Raw genomic sequence first — 16,255 nt, forward strand, 5'->3', positions numbered from 1 at the left:
TGAAAGCCAATTACAGGTCGCGCACATCGCGGGTATCCGCTCGCTTTGATCTATTTCAACAGGCGCGGATTCATTTCGTCATGGGCAGATATAGTTGGAGCATGGACTGCGCTTCGAGCATGAGTGTCCATGCGATGGGCGATCTTTCCCGATGAGCCTGTCGCAGGCGCCCGAGGGCCTGGCGGCGGCAACCGGCTTCGCGTTGAGCGGCTATACGCCGCCGCCGAAACGCAAATGGCATCGGGAAATCCATCTGGCGGCGGTGGTCTGCCTGGCTGCGGTCTATGGCGCGTTGCTGGCTTTGTTCGCGAGCAGCCTGCTGGTTGAACTGCTCGCCCCGCTGGCGCTGTTCGCGCTGATGCTGGTGTGGATCCTGCCGGATACGGAAAATCCGCCTGCGACGCTGATGGTCGGCTGCTTCTGGGGCTTCCTCGTCGCGCAGTTGCTCTGGCCGGACTATCTGGCGCTCGATCTGCCGGGGCTGCCATGGATCACGGCGCTGCGCCTGTTCAGTTTTCCGCTGCTGCTGCTCTTCCTGATTTGCCTGTCCGTATCGCCTTCGATGCGGGGCGAAATGACCCGCATATTGAAGAGCGCGCCATGGACATGGAAATTGCTCGTCGGCTTCATGATCATGGCGGTGCTTTCCGTCGGCTATTCCGACAATCCGGGGAATTCGGCGGATAAGGTCGTCGTCGCCGTTCTGTATTGGATGCTCATATTTTTCGCCGCCGCCTATATTTTCGCGCGGCCGGGACGGATGACGGCCTTTGTCTGGCTGCTGTGGGCCGCCGCGCTGATCCTGTGCCTCATGGGGCTGTGGGAGCAGCGGCTGGGGCGGCTGCCCTGGGCCGGGCATATCCCGTCTTTCCTCGCGGTGGGGGATGAGAGCGTGCAGCGCATTCTCGGCGGGTCGGCCCGTTCCGCCACCGGCGTCTACCGCGTGCAGGGCAAGTTCAGCACCAGCCTCAATCTCGCTGAATTTCTCAGTCTCGTGACGCCCTTCATCCTGCATTTCATGGTGGTGTCGCGCCACTGGATCGTCCGGATCGCTGCGGCCATGATGCTGCCGCTGATCTTCATCGTCATCGTCGCGACCGATTCGCGCCTGGGCATTGTCGGCTTTTCCCTGTCTTTCCTCTTCTATCTCTTCTTCTGGGGCTATCGTCGGCGGGCGACGCACAGGGACAGTCTGATCGGCACGGCCGTCCTCTTCGCCTATCCGGCCGTGCTGATCGCCTTCATGGCGTCGACCATGTTCGTCCCGCGGATCAGCGCGATGGTCTGGGGCAATGGCGCGCAGCAGGCCAGTAACGAAGCCCGCCAGGAACAATATCGCGCGGGCATTCCCATGGTCGTCGAACGTCCCTGGGGTTACGGCATGGGGCGCGGATCGACGCGGCTGGGCTTTTTCAACCCTGCCGGCGTCGGCACGATCGATACCTATGTGCTGGCCGTGGCGCTGGAAGTCGGCATTCCCGGCCTGATCTGCTATTTCGGCATGGTGGGCACGGCCATCCATGCGGGGGCAAGGGCGGTCCAGAATGCGCGCGATCGGGAAACGCAATTGTTGATCCCGCTCGTCATTGCACTAGCCAATTTCGTGGTCATCAAGACGATTCTCAGCCAGTTGGACAACCATCCGCTGGTCTTTGCGATGCTGGGCGCGACGGTGGCTCTTGTCTATCGGGTGAAGAATGCAACCGCGGATGCTGGCGCCGATACTGTCTTGCCCAAAGCAAATTCATAAAAAATCCGGTGTCGGCCGTTCGATTGTCTCTATCCCCCCGCAATAAGACAGCTAAAGCGGCGTAGGGGAATTTCTTAAGATTCGAACGTCACAAGCTGGTTCGATGGCATAGCCATGGGATGAGGCATTGCAGGGGCAAATAACGGACATGGCGCAGAATGATTATCGGCGTAAGCGCGTACTCGTTACTGGAGGCGCCGGTTTTCTGGGTTCTCATCTGATCGACCGCCTTCTTGCGCGGGGCGATGAGGTCTTGTGCGTCGACAATCTGTTCACCGGCGACAAGAGCAATCTGGATCATCTGTTTAATCATCCGCGTTTCGAGTTCATGCGGCACGACATCTGCTTCCCCCTCTATGTGGAAGTCGATCATATCTACAATCTCGCCTGCCCGGCTTCGCCGATCCATTATCAGCACGATCCGGTGCAGACGACGAAGACGTCGGTGATCGGCGCGATCAATGTGCTGGGCCTGGCGAAGCGGCTGAAGGCCCGCGTGTTCCAGGCGTCGACCAGCGAGGTCTATGGCGATCCCGCAATCCACCCGCAGGTCGAAAGCTATTGGGGCAATGTGAACCCGATCGGCATTCGGTCCTGCTATGACGAGGGCAAGCGCTGCGCCGAGACGCTGTTCATGGATTATCGGCGGCAGCATGGGCTGGACATCAAGATCGCGCGCATCTTCAACACCTATGGCCCGCGCATGCATCCGGGGGACGGCCGGGTGGTGTCGAACTTCATCATCCAGGCGCTGGAGGGCAGGCCGATCACCATCTATGGCGACGGGTCGCAGACGCGATCCTTCTGCTATTATGCCGATCTGATCGAAGCATTCATTCGCCTGATGGACACGGACAATGACTTTATCGGGCCGGTCAACATCGGCAATCCGGTCGAATTCACCATCAAGGAACTGGCTGAAACGGTTGTGGAACTGACCGGATCGCAATCCGAACTGATCTTCCTGCCCTTGCCCAGCGACGATCCGACCCAGCGCCGGCCCGACATCAGCCTGGCCCGCGAAAAGCTGGCCTGGGAGCCGCGCACGCAGCTGCGCGAAGGGCTTGCCGCCACGATCGATTATTTCAGCAATTTGCGGGACAAGGCGTTGCACCACGCGCTGTAAAGCTGCGCCCGCTGAAATTTTTACGAAGGAATGCCAGAAAAACCTGTCCTACAGCATCGCGTCCTGAATAAGAACAAAAAAAGAACAAAAGGAGCGCTATATATGGACAAGTTCGAAGCCCATAACGACACGGCGTTTTCGCCGGCGCGTCACTGTTTCCTCATCCAGCCTCACGACACCCAGCCCCTGTCGCCGCTGCCCAAGGCGTTGCGAGTCGATGGTGACGGCGTCGTCATGCTGCGCGCGGTGGATAGCGATGCGGACGTTGCCCATCCCGTGAAAGCGGGCGAGATCGTCCCGGTACGCGCGGCTTATATCCGGGCCACCGGCACTACCGGCCAGACCAGCATCATGGGTTATGCCTGATGCGGTTCGGCTTTGGATATGGGCCGACCGGGGGGCGGCCGGGCGCACCGGGCGCCAGCGCGGCGGTGATTGGCAATGTGGCGGCAAACGGATGGCAGGCGACGATGGTGTCGCCCGCCGATCTCGCGCTGGCGCCCGTCACGGTCCTGCGTCAGGGCTTCGACGCCAGTGCGCAAATCAGGACCGTGCCGGAGACGATGTTCACGACCAAAAGGGTACGGAATGTCTATCCCGCCCAGGCCAGCCTTACCGACAATCAAGTCGCGCTGAACGATTATATATTGGCCACGGACATCATTGCGGGCGTGACCAACGACAGTGGTGAAACCAGTCCCCGGCCCCTTGCCAACTGGGTGACGCCGGACCGTTTGCTGGTAGGCAACAGCATCGGCGGGGCGGAAGCGCCCGTCGAACTGGTGGCTTTCCACTATCATATGCGTGGCGGGCGGCAGGTGGCGGCTGTCAGATTTCTGATCTCGGACGGCACGTCGACCATTGCGGTGCTGGCGTCCACGCCGACCGTTTCCGGGCGATCCGGCGACCAGAATGCGGTGATCGTCCATGCCTTGCCGGCCACCGACATCTCGGCGCTGGCGGAGGGGCCGATCACCGTCAATGCGGAGGTTTACCCCCATGTCGGCGGTGCGGCATCGGTGGTCAGGAGCGCGGACATGGCGCGCGGCCGGGACTTTTCCCCCCGCTATTTTCGCAAGGACGTCGGTCGTTGTGCCGCGCCGCCGCTGGCCTATGTGTCGGTGGACGGCAATGACGGGACCGGCCTCGTCTCCACCCTCGCGTCGGCCGCGAAGACATTGCCTTTCCTGACGGTGAGTGCGGCGCTGGATGCGATCCAGTCGGCCTATGGCGCAAGCGGCAGCGGGATCGACGGATGCCGCATTCGCGTCATGGCGGGCGGCGATATCATGCTGGGCAGCGGCGCCGCCATTGCCAAGACGCAGAAGCTGGCGGCGGTCGTCGTGGAGCGTGATCCCGACGCCGCATTCGGGGATGCCCGCCTGATCGTCGCTGGCCCACGCCCGCGCCTGGGGTCGGGCGGGTCGATCATGGCGCCGCTCGCGACAGGCTGCATCCATCTTCGCAACCTGCGTATTCAGCGCACGACGACTTCGTCCTTCGCGGGCGAGGCGGCCACGCGGCTGGAGATCGTCTTCGACAATGTCGACTATGACAATAATGGCCAGGCGGCCGGCATGTTCTCGAACAGCGACGCCTATGTCTACGGCATGACCCTGACCGGGGCGACGAGCCAGTTGGTGGGGGCGAGCGCCAACGGGCAGTGGCGCGTCTGGCGGGGGTTGAAGCTCGACAATGGCGGCGCTGTGTTCAATGTTGAAGGCTATCTGGTCGTCGGCTCGACGATCCGCCGGACCGGATCGCTGGGATCGGCCACGGGGCAGATCCACGCGTTCAACCGCTTTTACGGCGCGGAAAATCTCAACGCGCCGTTCAGCGTCACCGGGACCGACAAGGCGGCGATCCAGAATGTCTATGAATTTGTGAGCGCCACCAGCGCGGTGATGACGGGAATTACGCCCGACAATGCTTCGCTGGGCGCATCGAATATTCTGTTCTGCAACAACAGTCTTGCCGGCTTCAACGATCATGGTCGGTCCAACCATGCCTATGATGAGGGGGCGGCCCAGCGGAACAGCAAGTTCATTCGCCAGCATGGCAACATCTTCGTCCAGTTGAACTGCAAGGGCGATGTGTTTCAGGCCCAAGGGACGAGGACAGGGAATTTCGCGTACAAGCATGGCGTCGGCTGCACCGACAATTTCACCCAGTTCCGGTCCGCCAATGGCGACCTGGTGGGGCAGGGGGCCAGCTTCGCGCAGGATTTCGCGGGGCTGGGCGCAAATTTCGGAACGTCGAACAGCCTGCGCAACGATCCCCTCTATGCTGCACCTGCAGCAACGACGGCCGGGCCGGTCGCCGGGGCAGGCGGGGGCGATTACCGCCTCCAGCCGGGCAGTCCGTGCAAACGGTCGGCGAGCGCGGTTCTCAGCCATGATCTGGCCGGAAATATACGTCCGACCGAAATTGGGACAGATAGCCGGGGCGCCTATCTCTAATATTTGTCCTACCATGCCCCGCTCACAATTTTTCTTTAAGTTTTGTCTAGCAGTTGTGCGTTGCACCCGACATAAAGGGTGTAGGTCGAAGATTTGACGGGAGCGAACCGGCTCTGCTGAACGCGCGTCATGTCTTCAGCGCGGGAGCATGGATTTGAATTGGTTCTCCAGATGGACGAAAAAATCGCCGGACGCTTTGGAGGAAGAAGGGCGGTTTCTTCGCCCGGCTGTCCATGACGCGTCCGGCGCCCGGACGCGCGCCAGGGACAAGGGCCGCCATCCCCATTTCAAGGTGCTGGCCACCGACCAGTTGCATCATGGCCGGGGCGATGAGCTGGAACGGGCGCGGGCGAAGCTGCGCGACGCCTTCACGCCATCCCAGCCCGTCTCCAACATCGCCATGTTCGCCGGGCGCGGCGCGATCCTGACGCGGCTGATCCGCGCCATCGAGGATCAGCAGCTTCACGTCGTCATCTATGGCGAGCGGGGCATCGGCAAGACGTCGCTGTTGCGCGTAGTTTCCGGCCTTGCGGACGAGGCGAAATATATCGTCTGCTACACGTCCTGCGGGGAGGGATCGTCCTTCAGCGACATGTTCCGGTCGATCGCCGGGTCGATCCCGCTGCTGTTCCATTCCGGCTACGATCCGACCCAGGCGGAAATCGAAAGCGGCCGGACCATGGCCGACCTGTTCCCGCCCGGCGAAGTCACGCCGCATCAGATCAGCGAGCTTTTCGCGCGCCTCTCCGCCACGCGCGTGCTCATCATCCTCGATGAGTTCGACCGCAGTCCGAGCGGCGCATTCCGCCGGATGATGGCCGAACTGATCAAGAATCTGTCCGACCGCTCCACCCGCGTGCAGATCGTGGTGGCGGGCGTCGCGGGCAATCTTTCCGAACTGGTCGAGCATATCCCTTCGATCCGCCGCAACATATTGGGCCTCCAGGTGCCCAATATGACGGCGGAAGAGGTCGGCGAACTCATCGGTTTGGGCAGTGCGAGTTGCGGGCTGGACTATCGGGACGACGCCATCGATCTGGTGGCGCATGTTTCCGGGGGCCTTCCCTACATCGCCAGCCTGCTGAGCCAGCATGCCGGGATCGCGGCGCTCGACCGGCAGGCCACCATGGTCGAACGGTCGGATGTCGCCTATGCGCTGGATCTCGCGACGGAAGAAACGCGGCAGCGCCTGTCCGAACGCAGCCTGCGCCTGATCCAGCGGATTCACGATCAGGGCCGCCGCGCCGCGCTGATTGCGCTGGCCGATCATGCCCTGCACCATGCCGGGGCGATCGAGTTGGATGCCAGCCAGATCGAGCTGGCCGCCGCCATCGAGACGGGCCTGAAGGGCGGGTTGCTGGAACCTGTGGGCGATGAGATTGGTGAACGCTTCCGCTTTGTCGAGGAAGGCGTGCCTGTCTATCTGTGGATGCAGTTCGTCGACGAATCGCTGAAGGGCGGTCGGTCCACGGCCTTCGCCAAGGCGCGATGATGGTTGCCATCCGCGCGTGCCGTGCCGGCGCCGCAGGAGTTGTCGGTTCATGAAGCTGGTGCGCAGCCTGGCCGAACGGGCGCTGCTCTGGCATTGGCGGCGGACCCAACATGACAATCAACGGCTGCGGACTCATTTTCGCGAACGCTACGATATCGATGTCGGCCTCTATTCCTATGGCTGTTTCGACCGCTGGCGAATGCCCGGGCCGATCCGGGTCGGACGCTATTGCTCCATCGGCAGCAGCGTGCGGTCGGTGCCGATCAATCACCCCTATCAGGCGATGACGACCCATCCCGCGCTGTACGAACGCAAGTTCGGGGCGGTGGACCGGGATATCCACTGGGACGAAACACTGGTGATCGAGGATGATGTCTGGATCGGTCACAATGTGATGATTCTGCCCGGGTGCAAGTTCATCGGCCGGGGCAGCATCATCGGCGCGGGCGCCATCGTCACGCGCAATGTCGACCGCTATGCCATCATGGCCGGCAATCCCGCGCGCAAGCTGCGTGACCGGTTCGAACCGGCCCTGGCCGAACAGCTTGAGGCCAGCCGCTGGTGGGAGATGGATATTCCCGAGCTGTGCGAACTCATCGCGACAAAGCGCGAGCTGGTCTTTCACCCCACGGCCGAAAGCCTGGCCGACTGGCGGGCGAGCAGGGGCCGATAGCCATGGCCTTTCCCCGCATCAGCGTCATCATCCCGCATTATAACGACCTGCCATCGCTCGGTGCCTGCCTTGACGCGCTGGAGGCGCAGAGCCAGCCGCGCGACAGCTTCGAAATCATCGTTGCGGATAATGGATCGCCCATTGACCGGGCGGCGATGGAGATGGTGACGGCGGGCCGGGCCAGACTGGTCATAGTGGCGGAAAAGGGGGCGGGGCCTGCGCGCAATGGCGGAGTGGCGGCATCGCGGGGCGCTTATCTGGCGTTCGTGGACTGCGATTGCACGCCCCATCCGCGCTGGCTGGAGGAAGGCGTCGCCGCGCTGGAACGGCATGATCTGGTTGGCGGGCGCATGGCCGTCACGGTCGACAGGGACCGCGCCATCACCGGACCCGAAGCCTTTGAGAGCGTGTTCGCCTTCGACAATCGCCGCTATGTTGAGGAGGAGGCGTTCACCGTGACTGCCAATCTCTTCTGCCCGGGCGTCCTGTTCGACAGGGTGGGCGGCTTCCGCAACGGCGTGTCGGAGGATAAGGACTGGTGCCATCGCGCGCGCGATGCGGGGTACCGCATCGGCTATGCCGAACAGGCGGTGGTCGACCATCCCGCGCGGGTGAGCTGGAGCGACCTGCGCAATAAATGGCGGCGGCTGAACGCGGAAACCTACGGCCTGTTCCGCCTCCAACGCTTCGGCACAGCCAAATGGGTCATGCGCAACTGGTTGTTGCCGCTGTCCATCCCGGCGCATGTGCCAGCGGTGCTGCGCAGCCCCGCGCTGCGATCCATGGCGGAGCGTCGGGCGGCGCTGGCGACATTGGTGCAGATCCGGCTCTGGCGCTTTGTCCACGCGCATCGACTGGCGCTCGGTCGGGGGTGACGGACATGCATGTCGTGATCTGCATCGTCGGTTTCCGCAATGCCGGGGAAATCAGCACCTGTCTCCAGGCGCTGGAGCAAAGCGCGCATCGCGATTTCGAGGTCGTGATCTGCGAAAATGGCGGGGAGGAGGCTTTCGCGGCGCTGCGAGATCGGGTGCCTGACCGGCTTTCCGGTGGTCAGTCGGCGATGGCGCTGCTGGCGCCCGGTAATCTCGGCTATGCGGGCGGCGTCAACCAATGCATTCAGGCGCGGCCCGACGCCGATGCCTGGTGGGTGGTCAATCCCGACACGCGGCCCGAGCCGGGGGCGCTCAAGGCTCTGGTCGATCGACTGGAGCGCGGCGATTGCGACGCGGTGGGCGGCACGCTCTATCATGCGAATGGCCGCGTGCAGGCGCATGGCGGACGCTGGCGGTCATGGATGGCGCGGGCGGAATCGATCGGTCATGGCAGCGCGCTGTCCGATCCCGTCGATCCGCGGCGGGTGGAGGCGGACATGCATTATCTGCTGGGCGCGTCCATGCTGATGAGCGCGCGCTTCGTCGCCGTGACCGGCCTGATGCGGGAGGATTATTTCCTCTATGCCGAGGAAGTGGAATGGTGCCTGCGTGGCCGGGCGCGGGGCATGCGGCTGGGTTTCGCGCCGGCTGCGCGGGTCATGCATGGACAGGGCGGGACCACCGGATCGGCCGAGGCGATCGACCGGCGTCCCCGGTTGCCCATCTATCTGGACGAGCGCAACAAGCTGCATGTCGTGCGCGACAGCACACCCGCCCGCCTGCCGGTAGCGGTCGGCCTGTCCCTTGTTTTCCTGTTCCTGCGCTTCGGTCGTCGCGGGGCCTGGCGGCAGATGGGCTATGGTCTCGCCGGTTGGGCCGCCGCCTTGCGGGGGGCACGGGGACTCCCTCCCTGGATGCGCTGAATCGTCAGTCGACCGGTTCCAGCGAATCGGGATTGCCCAACATGGCGGCGAAACGGGGCGATTGCGCCATCAGTTGCGCGGGCGGGCCGGCAGCGCGGACCTTGCCACCCTCGATCCAGACGATGTGATCCACTGTCCTTACGGTTTCCAGCCGATGGGTGATGATCAGCATCGTCCGCCCCGCCATATGGCTGTCGATGGCATGGCGAATTCGGTTTTCCAGATCGCGGTCGAGCGCGCTCATCGCCTCGTCCAGGATCATGAAGCGCGGCTGGCGCAATATGGCGCGGGCGAGGCCGATGCGCTGGCGCTGCCCGCCGGAAAAGCGCAGCCCCTCCTGTCCCACCCATTCCTCGAACCCATAAGGCAGGTTTTCGACAAATTCGGCGACGCCTGCGCTGCGGGCGGCGGCGATCACATCCTCCTCCGACGCGTCCTCCCGCGCCATGCGGATATTGTCGACCACCGTGCCCTCGATCAAATCGACATCCTGCCCGGCAACGCTCAGCATCCCCAGCCATTCCGTGCGGCGGCAGTCGTCCAGCCGGACGCCGTCGACCCGAATTTCGCCGGACACGGGGGCGTAGAGGCGGAGCAGCAGATTGACGATGGTGGTCTTGCCTGCTCCGCTCGCGCCGACCAGAGCGGTGGTCTTGCCCGCCGGTAGGGTGAAGGAGACGGCGTCCAGTACATTGGGCTGATCCTCGCCATAGGCGAAGTCGACATGGTGAAAGTCGATGCCCTCGGCAACGGCATTCACAGGCAGCGTGCCGTCGACCGGATACGCCTTGTCATCCTCCTGAATCATCGACCGCACCGAGCGCAGTTGCGGCTGCACCTGCGCGATGTACAGCATATTGGTTTCCAGTTCGCGCACGTGCGGCATCAGCCGGTAGAGCAGCACGACCGCGCCCAACGTCACCGCGAAGCTGGTCTGCCACCAGCCCGCCGCCGCGATGATCGTGCACAATATGGCAAGATAGCCGATCTCGGTCAGCGGCGGAATCCAGGCGGACAGCCGCAGCATCGCCAGCGAGCTTTCCCGCGCCGCGGCCGAGGACTGGATGAAGCGTTCATGATGGAAGCCCTCCTGCCCATAGGCGCGGATCGTCCGCATCCCCTGCAGGGTGACGAGCATATGTTCGCCCAAGCTCCGGTGCGCGGCCTTGACCTCTCCGCCATGGGCTCGCGCCGGGCTGGAGAGGAAGCGCATCGCCGTCGAGATGATGAGCGTGCCGACAATCGCCGTCAGCGTGATCGGCACCGACATGCCCAGCAGGAACAGGACGAAGACCAGGATCGAGCAACTGTTGATGATGAGCCGGGTGAAGGCGGCATAGGCGCTGGCGATGGTCCAGCTTTCGGTGCCCAGCACCTCCATCAGTTCGGCCTGTTCATGCTCTTGCACGAAGGCGTAGGACACGGTCAGATATTGTTCGTGAATGCGGTTGCGCACCGCCTCGCTGATGTGCTCGCCGATGGTGGAACTGATGCGCGTATAGACCAGCGCCAGCATCCCGCGCGCGACGATCATCACCAGGATCAGCAGCGCCAGCTCGGTCGAACTGCCGAACCAGTTGACGGCGTCGCGCAGGACTTGACCGACCAGCCCGTCGCCCTCCGCTGCGGCGACCTGCCCGCTGGCGGTGTAGAGGAACAGCAGGATCAACGTGATCCCCACGGTTTCGGCGAGCGAGGAAATCAGGCCCAATATGATGAGCGTCGGCGTCGCCCAGCGCGGTTTGCCCACCATCGCCAGCAGCCGGTGGAGGTCGCTCAGGGAAGCGCGCGCCGCGCCCGGTTCACGCTTGCCCTGCGTCGGTTCGGGGATGGCTGCGTCGGTCATGGTGCACAATCCCCGATTGCGAAAATATGGGATTGCGCGGGCGCCTGCGCGCGACGGCCATGGCGAAGGGCGCGCAGACGCTGCCGCAGGCGTCGCGCGGCACTCCTGGCAAGCTGCATGCCGGCACCGGGGACCGAGCGGAACAGGATATGCGCGGCAAGGCGCGGCTGCGGCCGTGCCAGCATCGCGACCAGCGCCGTCAACTGCCGCGCGTCGCGCAGGAACACGGCCCGGCGCGCCAGCCAGATCGCATAATTGGCCATCCCTTCCTTGAGGACTGCCTGCTTGTCGCCATGGCGCGCGGCCATTTCATCGACGACCATCATCCATGACCGCAGCATCCGGCACATGTTGCTGGACATATTGTCGGGCAGATAACGATAACCGACCAGATAGTCCGGCACCACGGCGAAGCGGTGCCGTTCCGCGACGCGGGCGTAGAACAATATGTCCTCGCAGCCCTGCGCTCCGGCGCGCCATAATCCGCTCTCAAAACCCCGGGCGTCGATCAACGCCTGCCGCCGGACCAGCGCCGCGCTGCCATTGCCGATGAAATTGCCCCGGAACAGATGGTCGAGAACCCAGCCGTCCCGCATCGGCCGGTCGCGATTGTCGGTGACATGGCTGTGCACGTCGATCTTCGCGGACCAGCAATATACCAGGCCGCACTCGGCACCCGCCGTGTCGAGCGCCGCCATTTGCCGCTCGATCTTGCCGGGCGCCCACAGGTCGTCCGCGTCGACAAAGGCGATCAGGTCCGACCGGGCATCCTGCCAGCCGCGATTGCGCGCGGCGGCGACCCCGCCATTGTGCGTTTCGATCAACCGCACGCGCGGGTCGGCGGCGGCGTGGGACCGCACGATGGCGGCGGTCTCGTCGCGCGACCCATCGTCCACGACGATGATCTCCAATGCGCGATGGGTCTGGCTGCGAACGCTGCGCAGCGTTTCGTCAATCGTCGCCCGGGCGTTGTAGGCGGGGATGACGATGCTCACCAGCCGTTCGTCGGTCATCGCACAGCCTCCATCATTGCGGCGAAATCCGCGACCGTGCGGTCGCCGCGTATCTCCATCCGGCTGAGGTCGAAGGGGCAGTCGCCCAGCCTCACCGCGCCCACGCCGCCGCCCAGCGCCAGGCCATAGCCGCATTGCTCGGCCAGCCTGCCGAAGCGGCCGTCCGTCGCGCCGAAGGGGGAGGCGACGGCGCGCGGCGCCCAGCCGATCCACCGTTCGATCATCGCCCGCGATCGCAGCAATTCGCTTGCCAGTTCGCGGCTCGACAGGCCGTCAGCCGCGCGATGCGACGCGAGATGAGAGCCGAAGAAAACCCCCTCCTGCGCCAGTCGCGCGATGGTCGCGGCATCCATCAACGGTGCGGGCGTCCCGTGCCGGGCATCCCATTGGGATGTGCCGCCGACATGATCGGTCACCAGAAATACCTCCGCCGTCAGGTCGAGTCCCTGAAGGATCGGCCAGGCGTGATCGGCGAAATTCTGAAATCCATCGTCGAAGGTGATCCAGACCGGCCGGCCGGCGAAGGGCTCGCCATGGGTCAGATGCCATTGGACATGATCCCCCGTCACCGCATGATAGCCATGCGACCGCAGCCAGCGCATCTGGTCGCGGAAATCCCGGCCCGTCACGCGATAACGCCGCAAGGCATCGGGCCCATCGTCGCTGACCGCATGGTACATCAGCACCGGCAGGGTGGGACGGCGCTCGTCCACGGCCTCGGCCCGCAGCGTGGGCGCGCCGTTCCAGATGACCCGCCGCGCCACCGCCGGGTCCAGCGGCGCCTCCATCGCATGGCTTTCGATCAGGGGCGCGGCAGAGGCCTCTCCCTCCGCCACGCGGCGGAAGCGGTCGACGCGATACAGTTCGGTCTGGATCGACCGTTCCAGGATCAGGCCGGGCATATCCTCCAGCACCTGCGCGATCACCTTGACGCCGAAGGGATTGGCCCAGTCGAAGCCGGTCCGGTCGCGGTCGTCGCCGATCATATGGGCATGGGCGGTGACAATGACGCCGCCGGGCGCCAGGGCCGCCGCCAGCCGTGCGGCCACCGCTCGCAATTCAGCGACATCGTCCAGATAATAAAGGACTTCGGAACAGACGATCAGGTCCATGTCCTGCGGCAACGGGTCGCGGGACAGATCGAGCACGGCGAAATCGACATTGCCCCTGCCTTCGCATCGGGCACGGGCACGCGTCACGGCCGGCTCGGCAATATCGGTGGCGGTCAGATGGCCGACCTTCTCCGCCAGCATGGCGGTGAAGCGCCCCTCGGCACAGGCCAGTTCCAACGCCTTCGCGACCGGACGGTCGGGCAACAGGGACAATTGCAGGCGATATTTTTCCTGCTCATAGGGCGATCCGTAATTCCAGGGATCCTCCACTGCGAAATAGCTGTCCCAGAATAGCTTCCGGTCCCCGTCGCGCGCCGCTTCGGCAGGCGGTTGCGAAAGGGCTGGCGCGGCCGGAGCGGGCCTGGGCGTCTCCAACGCTTCGGCGCGGGCCTCCACCGCCAGCATCGCCAAAGCGTGATTGTGACCGCCGGACGGATATAGTCTGGGCAGGCGGTCCACCAGCCGCGCGCCTTCCGCTCGTGCCCCTCGCGATTCATCGCCCGTGCCCAGCTTGCGCGCGATCCGCTCCATCCACCGCCCGCCGATGCCGTGCCGGCTTTCCGCGCGCCGGATGGCGACCGGCGCGGCCAGTGCGCCGATCAAGTCGCCAATGGCCTTGCGCGCCGGATCGGGAAAGCGGCTCTGGTCGACCCATTCCAGCAGGTCGAACCGTCCCAGCATGGCGGGTTCGGCAATGGCGGCGACCTTGTCGCCCTGCATGACATAGGCGTAAAGCCGATCCTGCGGGCCGGCGAGGTCCGTGACCGTGGGCGCATCGGCGGCCATGCGCAGCCCCAATGTCAGGCCCAGCGGACGCGGCGCCGACAGGTCGTCATGACAAAGCAATTTGTGATCCAGCGCATAGCGCATCCGCCGTTCCGCGAGGGGATCGGCCCAGGCCTGTCCCATTTCGAGGAACAGCCGATCCAGCGCGCTGCCATAATCGGGCCAACGCGCCGCCAGCCGGGCCGGCACGGTCCGCAGACTGACCGACAGCGCCTCGACGATCGTGTTGGCAAGCGCCTCCGCCCGGTCGGGCCCGTGGCCGAGCGCGGCCAAAACCTCCCGGTCGATGAGGCGGTCGTCGCCACCGGTCAGCGCAACCACCATGTTCCACAGGGCGAACCAGGCATAGGCCTCCTCCGGCGAAAGCCCGCTGGCATCGTCCAGTCCCGCGGCATGGCAGGGCAGGGGATGACGCACGCGCGGATCGGGTCCGAAGGCGCGGAACACCACCTTGCGGCCATCCTCCAGCATCTGGCGGCTGGCGCGGGTCAGCGATCCGGGGGAGGCGCGATAATAAGCGAAAGGCCGGTCCACCATCAGCCATTGGGCGCCTGCGCGGGAAAGACGTTGCCACAGATCCCAATCCTCGCAGGTCGGCAGGCTGGTGTCGAAACCGCCTGCGTCCACGACCATCTGCCGGTCGATCATGAGGGAATTGATCGTGACTGCGCAGGTCCGGGCAAATATGGAAAATGGTGCATCCTGCACCCGTGGATCGACCGCGCCGGCGGTCATCGTCCCATCGGGCATGACCCGCCGATAGCCGCAATAGGCAACGCGATAGGCGGGCGCGCTCTCCAGCGCGGCCAGCATCGTCGCCATGAAGGGGGGATCGATCCAGTCGTCCGAATCCAGGAAGCTCATCCACTGGCTCCGGGCGAGCGCAATACCGCGATTGCGCGCTGCCGCGGCGCCTTCGCGCGCGCCGGGCACCAACCGGAAACGGCTGTCCTGCGCCGCGCGCCGGGCCACGATGGCGGCTGTCGCGTCGGTCGACCCGTCATCGACGATCACCGCTTCCCAATCGGCGAAGCTCTGGGCGGCCAGGCTGTCGAGCGCCGCCTCGATCGTCGCTTCCGCATTATAGGCCGGCACGATGACCGACACGCGCGGGGCCTCAGCCATGGGGGCGCTTCTGCCGCCAGTAGAAGAGGAGGCCGGCGAAATAGCCGGTGACTTCCTGCTTCAGAAAGCGGTCCTCGATGGTTCGGCCCTGCCGCAGCCGCCGCCATATCCGCCCCGCATACCAGCGCGGCATCCGCCACAGCGCCTGCCGCAGGTTGCAGCGCAGCCCGGTGCGTTCGTTCTGCACCATCAGCGCCGCCGCATGGCCCCGCATATAGGAATAGATCTGGTGCGACAGTCCCTCCATCGCCCGGCGATGAAAGTGAAAGGCAATGGCCGTGGGTTCGTAACGGCAATCGATCCCTGCCGCGAGCAGACGGTACCAATATTCGGAATCGCCCGAACAGCCGGCCTGCCCGACATCCAGCCGCTCGTCGAAATAGCCGACCCGGTCGAAAACATCGCGGCGGAAGGCCATGCTGGCCCCGGCGCCCACCTTCCACGCGGGGAAAACGACCTGTGCGGAGGTCGCCGCGAAGTCGGCGGCGCGAAAATCGATCCGATCATAGCCCTGACCGAAGCTCCAATAGCTTTCGAAATGGCGTTGCGCCGCCGTTTCCAGCTCGCCCGGCAGCACCAGGCCGGTCACCGCGCCGATGGACGGCTCATCGAAGGCCGCCAGCAGATGCTCCAGCCATTGCGGGTGCAGCAGCACATCGTCGTCCGTATAGGCGATGATGTCGGCGGTGGCGCGCAGGGCGCCGGTGTTGCGGGCAAAGTCCAGCCCCGGCCGGTCCTCCCGCACATAGACGACGCCGGCCTCCAGCGCGACTTCGCGGGTGCGTCCGTCGCGCGAGGCATTGTCGACGACAACGATCTCCGCTGGGGTCACGCTCTGCTGCGGCAGCGAAGCGAGGCAGCGCCGCAGTTCGTCCGGCCGGTCGCGGGTGCAGATGACCACGCTGACGCTGAGCGGCGGCAGGGTGGCGTGAGGCGTGGGCGGCGTCCCCGCCTCCATGCGCTTTTCCCGCCCGTCGTCCAGCCGCAGCACATGGCCGACCGCATAGCCCGAACGCCAGAAAACGGTCATGGCTTCGCCTTCCGCGGGGTGCGAAGCGGCGCCGTTCCGATCAAG

The 16,255-nt window shown here is 64.8% G+C and carries 12 protein-coding genes; 8 read left to right on the top strand and 4 right to left on the bottom strand.

Going from position 1 to position 16,255, the window contains the following annotated elements; translation table 11 throughout:
* Nucleotides 1–151 precede the first annotated feature (151 nt).
* The 8 genes from F7P65_RS04530 (at nt 152) to F7P65_RS04565 (ending at nt 9,298) form a co-directional block, all read left to right on the top strand.
* Entirely contained in the window at nt 152–1,750 is a 1,599-nt protein-coding gene (locus F7P65_RS04530) for an O-antigen ligase family protein (protein WP_150290569.1), read from the top strand.
* 148 nt (nt 1,751–1,898) lie between these two features.
* Complete coding sequence (locus tag F7P65_RS04535; protein ID WP_150290570.1) at nt 1,899–2,876, top strand: UDP-glucuronic acid decarboxylase family protein; 978 nt, start codon at nt 1,899–1,901, stop codon at nt 2,874–2,876.
* Between the two features lie 102 nt (nt 2,877–2,978).
* Nucleotides 2,979–3,242: a spike base protein, RCAP_Rcc01079 family gene (locus F7P65_RS04540; RefSeq protein WP_150290571.1), complete on the top strand. Its 264-nt coding sequence runs from the start codon at nt 2,979–2,981 to the stop codon at nt 3,240–3,242.
* Nucleotides 3,242–5,335 carry a hypothetical protein gene (locus tag F7P65_RS04545; RefSeq protein ID WP_150290572.1) on the top strand — a complete coding sequence of 698 codons (2,094 nt, stop codon included), beginning with the start codon at nt 3,242–3,244 and terminating at the stop codon, nt 5,333–5,335. Before F7P65_RS04540 ends, F7P65_RS04545 begins: the two co-directional genes overlap by 1 nt.
* A 154-nt stretch (nt 5,336–5,489) precedes the next feature.
* Entirely contained in the window at nt 5,490–6,827 is a 1,338-nt protein-coding gene (locus F7P65_RS04550) for an ATP-binding protein (protein ID WP_162854530.1), read from the top strand.
* A 49-nt stretch (nt 6,828–6,876) separates the two neighbouring features.
* Complete coding sequence (locus tag F7P65_RS22290; RefSeq protein WP_150290574.1) at nt 6,877–7,500, top strand: CatB-related O-acetyltransferase; 624 nt, start codon at nt 6,877–6,879, stop codon at nt 7,498–7,500.
* A gap of 2 nt (nt 7,501–7,502) precedes the next feature.
* Nucleotides 7,503–8,375 (top strand): glycosyltransferase family 2 protein, encoded by an 873-nt coding sequence (locus tag F7P65_RS04560; protein ID WP_150290575.1) that lies wholly within the window; start codon nt 7,503–7,505, stop codon nt 8,373–8,375.
* Between the two features lie 5 nt (nt 8,376–8,380).
* A complete protein-coding gene (locus tag F7P65_RS04565) occupies nt 8,381–9,298 on the top strand; it encodes a glycosyltransferase (RefSeq protein ID WP_150290680.1) in 918 nt (305 codons plus the stop codon).
* A gap of 4 nt (nt 9,299–9,302) precedes the next feature.
* On the opposite strand, the gene F7P65_RS04570 is transcribed toward F7P65_RS04565, so the two are convergent.
* The 4 genes from F7P65_RS04570 to F7P65_RS04585 are packed head-to-tail and all read right to left on the bottom strand — an operon-like array spanning nt 9,303 to nt 16,210.
* Nucleotides 9,303–11,144, bottom strand: coding sequence for an ABC transporter ATP-binding protein (locus F7P65_RS04570; protein ID WP_150290576.1), 1,842 nt, complete (start codon nt 11,142–11,144; stop codon nt 9,303–9,305).
* A complete protein-coding gene (locus F7P65_RS04575; RefSeq protein ID WP_150290577.1) occupies nt 11,141–12,157 on the bottom strand; it encodes a glycosyltransferase family 2 protein in 1,017 nt (338 codons plus the stop codon). The genes F7P65_RS04570 and F7P65_RS04575 overlap by 4 nt, the downstream gene beginning before the upstream one ends.
* Nucleotides 12,154–15,180, bottom strand: coding sequence for a trifunctional glycosyltransferase/class I SAM-dependent methyltransferase/polysaccharide deacetylase (locus F7P65_RS04580; protein WP_150290578.1), 3,027 nt, complete (start codon nt 15,178–15,180; stop codon nt 12,154–12,156). Before F7P65_RS04580 ends, F7P65_RS04575 begins: the two co-directional genes overlap by 4 nt.
* Nucleotides 15,173–16,210 carry a glycosyltransferase family 2 protein gene (locus F7P65_RS04585; protein WP_150290579.1) on the bottom strand — a complete coding sequence of 346 codons (1,038 nt, stop codon included), beginning with the start codon at nt 16,208–16,210 and terminating at the stop codon, nt 15,173–15,175. The genes F7P65_RS04580 and F7P65_RS04585 overlap by 8 nt, the downstream gene beginning before the upstream one ends.
* Between the last annotated feature and the right edge of the window lie 45 nt (nt 16,211–16,255).

Origin of the sequence: Sphingobium estronivorans (genome assembly GCF_008692605.1) — a bacterium.
Classification (GTDB): Bacteria; Pseudomonadota; Alphaproteobacteria; order Sphingomonadales; family Sphingomonadaceae; genus Sphingobium; species Sphingobium estronivorans.

Coding starts and splice junctions, on each gene's coding strand:
- F7P65_RS04560 (WP_150290575.1), top strand. CDS start 7,503: ATGGCCTTTCCCCGCATCAGCGTCATCATCCCGCATTATAACGACCTG.
- F7P65_RS04530 (WP_150290569.1), top strand. CDS start 152: ATGAGCCTGTCGCAGGCGCCCGAGGGCCTGGCGGCGGCAACCGGCTTC.
- F7P65_RS04565 (WP_150290680.1), top strand. CDS start 8,381: ATGCATGTCGTGATCTGCATCGTCGGTTTCCGCAATGCCGGGGAAATC.
- F7P65_RS04575 (WP_150290577.1), bottom strand. CDS start 12,157: ATGACCGACGAACGGCTGGTGAGCATCGTCATCCCCGCCTACAACGCC.
- F7P65_RS04570 (WP_150290576.1), bottom strand. CDS start 11,144: ATGACCGACGCAGCCATCCCCGAACCGACGCAGGGCAAGCGTGAACCG.
- F7P65_RS22290 (WP_150290574.1), top strand. CDS start 6,877: ATGAAGCTGGTGCGCAGCCTGGCCGAACGGGCGCTGCTCTGGCATTGG.
- F7P65_RS04585 (WP_150290579.1), bottom strand. CDS start 16,210: ATGACCGTTTTCTGGCGTTCGGGCTATGCGGTCGGCCATGTGCTGCGG.
- F7P65_RS04545 (WP_150290572.1), top strand. CDS start 3,242: ATGCGGTTCGGCTTTGGATATGGGCCGACCGGGGGGCGGCCGGGCGCA.
- F7P65_RS04540 (WP_150290571.1), top strand. CDS start 2,979: ATGGACAAGTTCGAAGCCCATAACGACACGGCGTTTTCGCCGGCGCGT.
- F7P65_RS04535 (WP_150290570.1), top strand. CDS start 1,899: ATGGCGCAGAATGATTATCGGCGTAAGCGCGTACTCGTTACTGGAGGC.
- F7P65_RS04580 (WP_150290578.1), bottom strand. CDS start 15,180: ATGGCTGAGGCCCCGCGCGTGTCGGTCATCGTGCCGGCCTATAATGCG.